This window comes from Acinetobacter sp. MB5 (assembly GCF_003261585.1).
GTDB lineage: Bacteria > Pseudomonadota > Gammaproteobacteria > Pseudomonadales > Moraxellaceae > Acinetobacter.
Genome location: NZ_POVU01000013.1, coordinates 37620 through 49932, shown reverse-complemented (window position 1 = coordinate 49932; position 12313 = coordinate 37620). Strand labels below are relative to the sequence as shown.

Here is a 12313-nt window from a genome sequence, read left to right as displayed (position 1 = left end):
AATTAACCTGCACTCGTTGCAAAGCGGAATAATAAACTGATGCCAGAGCACAAAACTAAAATATAGATCAGTTGGTTGAAATGAGTCAGGCCCATCTTATTCATCATTTTTTGACCAATGTATGTACCAAGTAGCATACTTGGTATGAGCAATATTACTAAAAGCAATAAACTGAAGGAATATAAACCTAAAATTAAACACAAGATCAAACGAACGCTGGTACTCAGTGAAATCAGAACACTTTGCGTGGATTGGATCTGAATTTTTTGATCAAGATTTCGTTGTAAAAACAGCGCGTATAAGAAACCTCCGCTGCCAAACAGCGCACCAAATAACCCACCAAAAAAGCCAGTGACTGTCGCAAGATAAGGCGAATTATTTTGAATTGGTGCAGTTTTTTTAAGAAGTTGATATACGCTATATGTGATACAGAAGATCGCCATGCACAAGAGTAAAAATTTGGGTTGACCATACGTCAGTAAACAAATGCCAATCGTTGCGCCAACCAACATAAATGGAAATAAGCGCTTTACTTGGAGGTATTGCACATGTTGTTGCGATTGATACCAATTTTTAAAAGATGCAATGGCATCTAAAATTACAATCATGGGAATAATGTGATTCAGTGGCAGATATAGACTCAGCCAAGGTGCAGCAATGAGTGTCGTACCAAAACCAGAAAGCCCAAAAATAATATAGGCAAAGAAAATAATGGGAAGATATACCCAATGCCAATCTGCCAGAACAAGTTCCATATTCAACATCCGATCTGTTTAAAAACAGCATAAGCCACTACAATGATCGAATCTAATTCAAGATTTATTCTTATCAATCTAAAAATGAGATCAGTATGCCAAGTATGAAGCAACTGCAATATCTAAAAAAAATTGTGGAAACGGGAAGTTATCATTTAGCCGCAGAGCAGTTGTTTATTGCCCAATCGGCTTTGAGTCGGCAGATAATACTCTTAGAAGAAGAGCTAGGATTTAAGATTTTTAATCGGGAACAACGCCAGATTCAGCTCACGGTTGCAGGGGCATATTTTTATAAAAAGAGCAGTCAGCTTCTACAAAGTTTACAGCAAACCACACAGCAGGCACAGGAACTGAGTCAGGGTAAGCATGCATTTTTTCGTGTGGCACATTCCAGTAGTATCGGTTTATCTGAGCGCTTTATTGCAGCAAGTCAGCAGTTTGCTTCGAGTCATCAGCTGAGTATCGAATTTACCCAACATTCTTCTGAACAACAGATTGAATTATTAAAGAATCGGCAGCTTGATGTCGGCATTTTGCGTTTGCCCGTACTCTCTCATGAATATGCCGAACTTGAATTGTTTGAATATCAACAAGAACACTTATATGTGGCATTGCCTAAAACTCATCCACTGGCACAGCAGCAGACCTTACAGGTTGCAGATTTGAAACATGAACAATTTGTGTCTGTGCCACATCCTGAACGTGGCGGTATGAGTTATGTTTTGCGTAGTTTATGTGTGACAGCAGGGTTTAACCCTAAACCTGCTGCACTACGTTCGCGTAAACGCATGCAACTGGCTTTGGTGCAGCAAGGTGTTGGGGTTTCCATTGTGGCTGAGTCAATGATTGCCCCTGCTTTGGAGCATATACATTATGTGCCACTTAGTGATGCAACTGCTCAGGCACAAGTGGTGATTGCACTGCATCGACAGGCGAGTCCATTGCTTAGGACTTATGTTGAAATGCTGTGTAATGCCCATGCCTCATGAACGCAAATATATTCTTGTTGTTTGGTTCTATATCTGTGAGACATTTCGTTGTAAGCTCGTCCGAGTAAATCATGTAATATTTAAAATAAAATTTTAGGTCTGGAAAGATGAGCAATCTTAATAAATATGAGCGTATGTCCAACGCTGAACTGAAAAAGCTATTTATACACTCAGAATGTAGTGATTTAAAAGAAATGCACGGGGCAGCGAGTGGGAAAGTATTATTTCCTATTTGGTTCAAAAAATTAAATTTGTGGAAAGGCAAAGTTTTTCATTTTTCAGAACAGCATGGTTTAACAGGTTTAAATCGAATAGGAATGCCTTATTTTGAAATACTGAAATACTCTTTTGAAGGTCATATCGCAAAGTCTTTATTCTTTGATAAACAAGTCATTGTCATTGACCATAATTCCCCGAAAAATCCAAGTTGGGTTCGTCGTTATCATGATGAATTGGTGAAAGTTGAAGATCAGGTTTTTTTAGGTATGTCCTATTATAAACAAAAGGCAGGTTTAAAATTTGTCAGTTATTTTATTTTAGATTTTTCAAAAATTTAAGCGATCACATACTCTATTGTAAACTACGTTTAGCAACAGCTCGATAAGTCATAGCAGAGCAGTAGAGTCATATCAAATAGCTTCTATTTCTAGGATGAGAAGTCTATTTGATATGTTTTATAGTCTAACCATCAAAGATGGGGCTCGCGACTTAGAACTTTTTCTCTAAAGTTAACAAGTAACTTGGAATGGATTTGGTCATCCGTGTTTCGTATAAACTGCCATCGGATTGATTGGTTAAATATTCTTTATAGCGTGTACCCAATAAGTTGCGCGCGCTAAAGGTTAAGCCCCAACCATGATTAAAGGTTTTGGTGGTACTAAAATCTAGCCCAACACGGGCATTGGTGGTGCGGTCATATGGTTGGCTAGCAAGCCCACGGGTGAATTTCGGGGTATAACTTAAGTTGAAACTGGTCGAAACATGCATTGGTTTGTAGTTATATGAAATACCCGAGCTGGCTGTATAAGGTGCAACATCACTGGCTAGGCGTTCCTGTGTACCATCATCTACCGTTGCATGTACGGTAGAAAGTTGGGCATTCAGCATAAATGAATGTCCAGATCCTGTTTCTTTTAGGGCATATCGTCCAGTCAACTCAACACCATAAGTGACAGCCTTATCTTGGTTCTCTGGGCGTTGCACGTAACGAGAACCTTCGAGAGCGATCACATTTTCAATATAGTCTTTAATATTGCGGTAATAACCCGTCAAAGACACGCCACCGTCAGGGGAGTTATATTCCAGTGTTGATTCGAACGCCGAGATTTTTTCTGGGCGTAAGTCAGGATTCCCCCCTTTGTCAGGGTTGTTGAGAGAACCTGCATCGCTGTCATTGGACATGGTGACGGTTGGTACAAGGCTTTCTGCACGCGGGTTACGTACCGACTTGCTGAGGTTGGTTTGCAATGACCAATGATCATCAAATTCAAAACGGTGTGCTAAAACTGGGCTGAGATTATGGTCTTGATAATCCACCAAGCCACTACGCTGAATCCATTCTTGGCGTGCACCCAAAGAGATGGTTTGACGCTCCGTCATACGTAAACTGCCTTCAGCATATAATGCATAACGATCTTCATCGAGCGTATCGGTCAGATTACTTTCAAGGCTGCTGGTGCGTGTATCAAAACCGAATTTTAACTGTTTGTGATCATCAAATTTTCGGACACCATCATAAGCGAAACCGTACTCATTAATTGTTTCATCCGTATAGGTTTCACGACTACTCGATGTGGTGAGTTGAGTTTCATTTTGATGTTCAGCAGAAAGGCGCAGTTTATCTGAACCATTGTCGGTTTTACGTTCATAACGTGTGTTTAGGCGGACGCTGTCATTGTCATCATTTTGATATTGGCTGCTGCTGACATTCTTGCTTTTGGTGTCACGATAAAAAACTTCAGCCACCAATTTTTGTTCATCGTCCAAACTGTATTCTACACGTGGTGCAAACATGCGCATGGTACGGTCAGTATCCACCGTTTGTTCGCGTGTGCCCTGACTATTGGTCGTGGTACTGGTTGATGTAGTATCAATCCACATCTGATTGGCAGATAAACTATATGTCCATGCCTGATCTTTACCATCGGCTTGCAGACTGACTTGACGACGACTTTCTTGCTGATCACTGGCTGCAATATCACCATATCCTACACGGAGATTACCATTCAGTAAGGTATCCAACGGCTCTTTCAAAATGATATTGATCACGGCAGAAGAAGCAACAGATGCCTGAGCCACGCTCGGTTGTTTTACCACTTCAATGCGTTCAATCATGTCAGTCGTAATGGTATCGACAATTGACATGCCACCACGTGGCCCACCTTGCACAGGTTCGCCATTGATCAAAAATACAGGTGTGCCACCACCACGAAAACGCATACCCGATGCAGCACCATTGCCACGTGGACCTTGCCCTGAACTCGGAATTTGAAAACCTGCCGCTCGTCTCAGCGCATCTTTGACAGACTGGTCGCCATATTTGAGCATTTCTTCGCGGGTAATAATGGTTTTCGGAATCGCACTTAAATCTTTATCGATTGGTTTTTTGGCAGATGCGCTGACCTGAATCGTTTTGAGTGTTGTTGTATCTTCCTGAGATGTGTTTTGAGCCGTTTCTTCCGCCCAACTTTGTACTGAACATAACGATAAAACTAAAAAACTGACAGGAGAAACTTTCCTATAAAAATTCATTTGCTTTGTCATGCTTAAGTAAGTCCATGTATTAGAAATTTATAAGGCGTGTATATTAATTGCTAATTATGAAGATAATGAGAATGTCTACTATTATTCTAAAATTTATATCATATTGATTCTTCATGGTTTATGTGAAGATTCAAGTATTGGTGAATGGGTCTATTTACATCATTTAAGTAAATACGGTGAAAGTCTCTCCAGATGTATTTTCAAAAGGTTGCTTGTCAGTGGGGGTAAAGTAGAGCAATAGAAGGACTAATAAATATATTAAATTATTGATAATATAGAATATTTTATTGTAATATTTAAGTGGTTGATTTTATTGAATCACTTTAGATCATCGAAAATTCGATTTTAATAAATATTTAAAAGCACTTGGAAAAAAATGAAACTTCACTATCTCTGTTTAGCTGCATTGGTTTTGCCTTTATCAGGCTGTTTTATGGCACAAAAATCAGCTTTGGTACAAAGCAAACAATTTTATGATCCGAGTTCTCAAGCTCGCATTCGCTTATATGGGAATTATGGGGATACCGTGATTAAGCATTATATAGATCGGACTTGTAATGAGTGGCGTGCAACTTCTGCAACTCGGTTACATCATCGCTTTAATAATGGTACACCAAGACGAATAAAAAATATTTCGGCGGGTATCCCGATGACAGAACAGAGTGTGAGAACAATGAATGATAAAGGCATTATGACACGCGGTTCGTTTAAAGAGTATGTGGTCGATGCCAATAAACCGCTTGTTCTGGATGCCAGCATCAGTGTGAATTTAGACAATTTCAGCCATTCTTGTCGGATTGCCATGAGTTTTATTCCACAGGTAGGCAAAGATTATGAGGCCAACTATGTTGAACGAAATGGTCGCTGTACAATTGAGGTTGATGAATTACAGCCAATTTCAGAAAAACAGCAGGTTGCATTGACCAAAGATGTGACTCAATTGCAAAGCTGTTCTCTACCTGGTGATTCAACTAAATAAAAGAAATCAGCCAATCAAACTCAAATGGTCGACGGTTTCGATGATTTGAGTTTGAACAGAAAAATACCTTTTATCGGGATAATATATAAAAAACATCAGATATGGTATGGAATGTCTTGTTCCCACAGAAAAAATTGTGAATACTCATGCCCGCAAAATTCAGACTGTAAGATTATCTTTTGGGGTTAGGCAATTACTGTGAATACGTATCCATTTTCATTTTCTCGTTTACAAAAAGCATTACTGGCAGTGAGTTCATTTTCATGTCTAGGACTGAGCTCCGTATTGGCACATGCTGAAGCGGAAGATGATGCTCAACAACTGGCCACGATTACGGTGACTGCTCAAACCGAACAAACGCCTTATTATCAGCCTAAAGTTAACTTATCTGGTTTTACACAGAAAAATATTGCTGCAATTCCAGCGTCAATCAGTACGGTGACGGCAGAGCGTATTGCAGATCAGCATGCTAAAACTTTAACTGATGTGGTGAAAAATGATGCCGCAGTTGGCGATGGCTATGCAGCGATTGGTTACTATCCCAACTTTGTAATGCGTGGTTTTGCTTTAAACCTTGGATCAAGCTATTTACTGAATGGTAATTTGATTCGTGGTCAGCAAAATGTTGCACTCGAAAATAAAGAACAAGTCGAAATTTTAAAAGGCATTAGTGCGATTCAAAGTGGCATGTCGACACCAGGTGGTGTGGTGAACTATGTCACCAAACGCCCGAAAGACATTCACTCTATTACAGTTGAAGCTGACAGTCATGGTGGCAATCGTGTAGCAACTGACTTTGGTGGTTTTCTGGGTGAAGATCAGCAGTTTGGTTATCGGGTAAATATTGCCAAAGAAGAAATGCATCCTTATGTTGAACATGCCAATGGTCAGCGTTTGTTTGGATCTTTGGCTTTGGACTGGAAAATTTCAGATCGTTCAAAACTTGAATTTGATATTGAATCACAACGCCAACGCCAGCGTTCTGTACCTGGTTATCAGTTACTTGATGGCACAACTGTACCAAGCGATGTGAGTTCAAGTCGTTTACTCGGTTATCAAAGCTGGAGTAAACCAGTGACCGATGAAAGTTTAAATACCAGTCTCAAATATAGCTATAAAATCAATGACAACTGGAAAGCCAATCTGACCGCTTCACAAAGTCGGGCAGTGGTCGACGATTATTCATCATTCCCGTATGGTTGTTACTATAGTAGTGTTTGTGATTATTCAACATCATTAGCAAATACTTTTGACCAAAACGGGAACTATGACATTTATGACTACCGCAGTCCGAATGACACTTATATAACCAATCAATTTAAAGCAGGTTTGAATGGTCAGTTCAATACAGGTTCATGGCAACACACTTTAAGTTTAGAACTATCGCAAACTTATAAGCGTCATGCACAATACGATGCGATTAATGAGTGGGTTGGAACAGGGAACATTTATACGAATAGTGTGACTTATAATCCAACTACAGATACTTTGGGTAATCATTATAAGTCACTAAATAGTCAGCAAACCGCATTAAACTTACTCGACCAAATTGATTTTAATGATGCATGGTCGGTTTTAATCGGTGGTAAGTTATTGCATCTGAATGAAAATGCGTATGATGCCGATGGTAATAATATCCGAGATACCAATTTTAATCGTTTCTTGCCGCAACTTGCCTTGATGTATCAGCCTTGGGAACATACCCATCTCTATGCATCTTATGCAAAAGGGTTAAGTGATGGTGGTCAAGCACCTTGGTATGCAAATAATGCTTATACCACTTTAGCACCTGTGCATTCGACTCAATATGAATTGGGGATTAAGCAGCAGTGGCAATCACTTCTTTTTACAGCGGCATTATTTGACTTAAAGCAAGACAATCAATATACCGACACTGCAGGCGATTATGTCACTGAAGGTGAACAGCACAATCTCGGTTTGGAGCTTGGTTTACAAGGTAGACTGACTCAAAACCTCGATATGACATCAACTTTGGCTTTAACCCGTTCACGTTTAACAGGTACACAAACGGCTGAATATCAGGGTCATCAAACCCAGAACGTGCCAACCTTACGTTTTGCGAGTCATTTGTCTTATCAGGTCCCACAAGTAGAAGGGCTTCGCTTACTGGCAGGCATGCAGTACAGCAGCAGTAAATATGCGAATAAGTCTGGCACAGTCAAAGTACCTGGCTTTACTGTATTTGATGCAGGTACAGCTTATAACTTCCGTGCTTATGGTTATGACAACACACTTCGCTTCAACATCGACAACTTGTTCAATAAAAAATACTGGCGAGATGCAGGTAGTTTCTATGGAGATGACTATTTGTTCCTTGGTGCGCCACGTACAGCACAATTATCATGGACTGTTAATTTCTAAACTGAAAGTTTAGATGGTTGTATTTAAAAACTGTCTGAGGTGATCTCTCAGGCAGTTTTTTATTGTGGGTCACTGAATGTCTTGTTTGGACTAAAAATTGCATTGAGAATCCTGTTACACTCTAAAGAATTCAATTTATTTAAGTTAAAGTTACAGGATAGTGATGTCATACAATCAGTTATATATCAATGGTCAGTGGCTTGCTCCAAAATATGGGCAAACGTTTAGTAGTATCGATCCGAGTAATGAAAAAGAAATAGCCCAAGTGGCGGCAGCTTCCGTTGAAGATGCTGAACTGGCTGTACAAGCAGCGCGACAGGCATTTGACCAGACTGACTGGTCACAGCAGCCAAAACAACGTGCAGCGTATTTACGTGCGATTGCGCAGGAAATTCGTCAGCAATTAGATCAGTTAGCTGAAATTGAAGTTCAGGACAATGGTAAACCTTTACCTGAAGCAGTTTGGGATATTCAGGACGCTGCAGGTTGCTTCGATTTTTATGCGGATCTGGCTGAACAACTTGCTGATACCCAAGACGAACAGATTACACTTTCCGATGAGCGCTTTAGTAGTGTGGTGTGTAAAGAAGCAGTAGGCGTAGCATGTGCGATTATTCCGTGGAACTATCCACTGCTGATGGCAGCTTGGAAAGTTGCACCTGCATTGGCCGCAGGCTGTACTCTCATTTTAAAACCTGCTGAAGCCACATCACTGACTGCCATTGAATTAGGCCGAATTGCGGAAAAAGTCGGTTTGCCAGCAGGGGTGTTGAATATCGTCACAGGTATTGGTAGTGAAATTGGGCCATATTTGACGGCACATCCAGAAATCGACAAAGTGGCTTTTACAGGCAGTGTACCTGTCGGTAAACAGATCATGCAGTCGGCTGCACATAATGTCAAAAACTTGAGTCTTGAACTCGGTGGTAAATCTGCATTTATTATTTTCGCTGACAGTGATCTTGATGCTGCGGTGGAATGGATTATGTTTGGCATTTTCTGGAACCAAGGGCAGGTCTGTTCAGCAACGTCTAGAGTCTTGGTCGAGCAAGCAATCTATCCAGAGCTTCTCATACGACTGGCTAAAGCTGCACAGAAAATCAAAATTGGTCAAGGTTTGGAAGCAGATGTAAAACTTGGACCTTTGGTCAATGCCAAACAATATCAACAGGTCATGAATGCCATTCAACAAGGAAAAGAAGATGGAGTAACGCTCATTAGTGGAGGAAAACGTCCTGCCCATCTTGCACAAGGTTATTATGTTGAACCTACGATTTTTGTGGATGTCCCAGTAGAGCATCCCTTATGGACTGATGAAATTTTTGGCCCTGTCGTTGCGATTCGTGCTTTTGAAACTGAACAAGAGGCAATTCAACTGGCGAATCAATCTATTTTTGGTTTGGCTGGTGCAGTCATGTCAAAAGACATCGCTCGTTGTCAGCGTGTTGCACGTAAATTACGTGCTGGGATCATTTGGATTAACTGTTCACAACCGACTTTTACCGAAGCACCTTGGGGTGGTTATAAGCAAAGTGGTATTGGACGTGAATTAGGAATCTGGGGATTAGAGAACTATTTAGAAATCAAGCAAATCACCAGTTATGACAGCGATCAGCCTTGGGGATGGTATAACTCATAATCTAAAATGGACAATCCCCTGATTCAATCCATTAGGGGATTGAGTGGCTTAAGATGCTGAATCTGAGGGGAAAAATTTGGAGCTGGCTCATCTTGGCTCGATTTCTGCCGTGTGGTAGATTTCGGTGTTTTCAGTTCATATAAACTGTGCCAATAATTCCAGTATTGTTAATGTCCCCTTGAGTTGTATTGGCAGTATAACTTTGTTCAGGTTTGCTCAAGGTAAATGTGGCCACAGCATCATCACTCTTTCGAAAACCTTCAATAATTAGATAGTCAGGTGGAAACAAAATATAGCCATGAATTGCATTGCGTGAAGTGGGTTGTCCATCCAGACATCTGGGCCATCAACACTCGCTATAATTTAAAAAGTTTGATCACTATGATTCTCATAACGAAGTTGATAGTTTTGACCATCTTGAGCCTGTAAATAATAGTTTTGCCCATCACGAATAAAATCGAATTTTTGCCCTTGATCACTTTCCACGGAGAAACTGACACGTCCAGCCGTGATTGAAACGCTGTTAATTGCTCGCCCTGTAAATGGTTTTTTGTGCATAACGAACCTGTATTTCTGATACAGGTGTATCTGAAACACGTTCTATAGTAATTGTGTCGACATGGGAGCTGATGTCATTTCTTCTAACGAGTGCCCAGTTGTTTATTTTGACTGACATGTTCATTGCTATTGTTCTGGGGTAATTTGGTAGATTCAGCAACTTTTTTTGGCTACATGCACTGAGCCAAAATGCGCATAGCATTATGATAAAGAGTTGGAAATTCTCATAAGTTCCTTTTATTGAGTATTGTTTTTAAATGATCGCTTTGTTAACGGTAAATGGCATTCGCAAAAGTTGAGTAAAGTTAGTACGGTCTAAAAAGGATTGTGTTGAATTTTGTTAATCGAGTATAAAAATAATTATTATTCTTAATACTAAAAGGTGAAGTGTTGCAAATTTATTAAAAAATTATTGATCATAATCACATATTTATAGAATGTATTAAAATGATAACTTGATAATAAATAAGGGAATTTTAAGTTAATATTTTTGAAATATCACTCTATAATAACTAAAAAATGATGAAGCTATAATTGTTAAGATATGATCTTGAAGAAATTGATTTACTCACTCAACCTGAATTTACGCAAGCTAATTTTGTATTTAGCAATTTTTAGCGTAGTGAGTTTATTTATTATTTCTTTAATTGTTAGTTACTACACACAAAAACATGAGCTGATTGAAAATGCCTTGTCTGTCAATCTTGAATATGCATCCAAAATTGCGAATAGCTCAGACAGCCATTTCAGAATTATGCAAAAGGAACTGGCTTATAGTGCACAGCAGATAGGACAACATTTTCATGAACCACAACGCTTACAGTCAGAAGTTGATCGTTTAAAATATCAATCCAGTTATTTTAATAGTGTGGTTATCTCAGATACAAAAGGGTATTTCCTCAGTTTTGCACCACTTTCCTTGAATTTACCAAAAGATAAAGTCAATCACACTTTAGGGTTTAAGCTTTCTCTTGAGCACAAAGCACCTTTTATTTCTTCTCCTTACTATGGTGCAAGTAAGAATTTATTGGTGTTTATCTCACAGCCTATTTTTGACACGCAGCATCGTTATTTAGGTTTTATTGGTGCAACGATTTATTTAAAGAAAGACAATATTCTCAGTCAAATGTTGTCTAGCCATTATGGCTATAAACATAACTATATGTATGTGGTTGATCAAAACCAATATATCTTATTTCATCCTGATACAAATCAAATTGGTAAATTAGCCAATACTTATGTACAGCAGCACCTTATAGCTCAAAATTATGGAAAAATGCGGGTTAAAGATGATCAAGGACATGAACAGCTAGTAGGCTTTTCTCGTATACCTGCAACAGGCTGGATCATTATTTCACAGCAGCCAACTAGTGAATTACTTAAAGAAGCGAGTGAAACGGTTTTTGAATTGCTCATCGGAATATTTTTATTCTATCTATTAATTTTCTTCATTATTTGGCGAATTTCTTATCTGATTTCTAGTCCTTTGTCTTTACTGGCCAATATGGCCAGTAATCTGCATCGGCCAGAAATTGATGAAAAAATTGAAAGCATCAAACCTTGGTTTGTTGAAGTACTTAAATTTAAAATGTCTTTGTTGATGAGTTCAAAATATTTTAAGGAAACTATTTCGGAACTCAATTTTCATGTAAATACGGATCCACTAACCCACTTGTATAATCGACGTGGTCTGGATTTATCTGTAAAACATTTCATGGAAAACAGCATTCCATTTGCTGTGATTTGCATCGATATTGATTATTTTAAGAAAATTAATGATAGCTTTGGGCATGATCAAGGTGATGTGGTATTAAAAGAAATAGCAGAAAATATCAGTGCTAATTTTCGTGATGAAGATATTTGCTGTCGTAGTGGGGGGGAGGAGTTTATTGTACTTGCCGCCATGTTGAAATTAGAAACAGCCGTGGAATTAGCAGAACGCTTACGGAAAAAAATCGAAATTACACCAATTTCATTGGTTGGAAACATAACAATTTCAATAGGAGTTTCACACTGGCCAACGACATCACAAAATATGAAAACTGTTTTTAAACGTGCAGATGAGTGCTTATATAACGCCAAAGCAGACGGACGAAATTGCACTCGGTTTTAGCTTCTGGTTATAGAACCCATAAGCTAAAATGGGGAAGAATATATCTTAATTCTGTGATTTTACAGAATAGCAAGCCAGTGTGATTTTAAGCGCATTTCATTGCGATCGTTTTCTGTGGATTAAAAATAATAAACT

9 protein-coding genes are annotated in these 12313 nt (G+C 39.0%); 6 read left to right on the top strand and 3 right to left on the bottom strand.

From position 1 onward, the window contains the following. Positions 1-2: 2 nt before the first annotated feature. Positions 3-755: a sulfite exporter TauE/SafE family protein gene (locus C1A47_RS13495; RefSeq protein ID WP_111895546.1), complete on the bottom strand. Its 753-nt coding sequence runs from the start codon at positions 753-755 to the stop codon at positions 3-5. Positions 756-850: 95 nt separating this feature from the next. On the opposite strand from C1A47_RS13495, the gene C1A47_RS13490 reads away from it, so the two are divergent. Further along, positions 851-1744, top strand: coding sequence for a LysR family transcriptional regulator (locus C1A47_RS13490; protein ID WP_111895545.1), 894 nt, complete (start codon positions 851-853; stop codon positions 1742-1744). A 107-nt stretch (positions 1745-1851) separates the two neighbouring features. Further along, on the top strand, positions 1852-2301 hold the full coding sequence (locus C1A47_RS13485; RefSeq protein WP_111895544.1) for a hypothetical protein: 450 nt from the start codon (positions 1852-1854) through the stop codon (positions 2299-2301). A 151-nt stretch (positions 2302-2452) separates the two neighbouring features. On the opposite strand, the gene C1A47_RS13480 is transcribed toward C1A47_RS13485, so the two are convergent. After that, a complete protein-coding gene (locus C1A47_RS13480) occupies positions 2453-4495 on the bottom strand; it encodes a TonB-dependent receptor plug domain-containing protein (protein ID WP_227539787.1) in 2043 nt (680 codons plus the stop codon). Positions 4496-4883: 388 nt separating this feature from the next. Here C1A47_RS13480 and C1A47_RS13475 point away from each other — a divergent pair, with 388 nt between their 5' ends. From C1A47_RS13475 to C1A47_RS13465, 3 genes are all read left to right on the top strand, one after another. Beyond that, complete coding sequence (locus C1A47_RS13475; RefSeq protein ID WP_227539786.1) at positions 4884-5486, top strand: hypothetical protein; 603 nt, start codon at positions 4884-4886, stop codon at positions 5484-5486. A gap of 198 nt (positions 5487-5684) precedes the next feature. Continuing rightward, on the top strand, positions 5685-7868 hold the full coding sequence (locus tag C1A47_RS13470) for a TonB-dependent siderophore receptor (protein WP_111895542.1): 2184 nt from the start codon (positions 5685-5687) through the stop codon (positions 7866-7868). 163 nt (positions 7869-8031) lie between these two features. After that, positions 8032-9507 carry an aldehyde dehydrogenase family protein gene (locus C1A47_RS13465; RefSeq protein WP_111895541.1) on the top strand — a complete coding sequence of 492 codons (1476 nt, stop codon included), beginning with the start codon at positions 8032-8034 and terminating at the stop codon, positions 9505-9507. A 363-nt stretch (positions 9508-9870) separates the two neighbouring features. Here the strand turns inward: C1A47_RS13465 and C1A47_RS13460 are convergent, their stop codons facing one another. Further along, positions 9871-10065: a hypothetical protein gene (locus tag C1A47_RS13460; protein ID WP_111895540.1), complete on the bottom strand. Its 195-nt coding sequence runs from the start codon at positions 10063-10065 to the stop codon at positions 9871-9873. 544 nt (positions 10066-10609) lie between these two features. On the opposite strand from C1A47_RS13460, the gene C1A47_RS13455 reads away from it, so the two are divergent. Further along, positions 10610-12178, top strand: a complete 1569-nt coding sequence (locus C1A47_RS13455) for a sensor domain-containing diguanylate cyclase (RefSeq protein WP_111895539.1) — start codon at positions 10610-10612, stop codon at positions 12176-12178. The last annotated feature ends 135 nt before the right edge of the window (positions 12179-12313 follow it).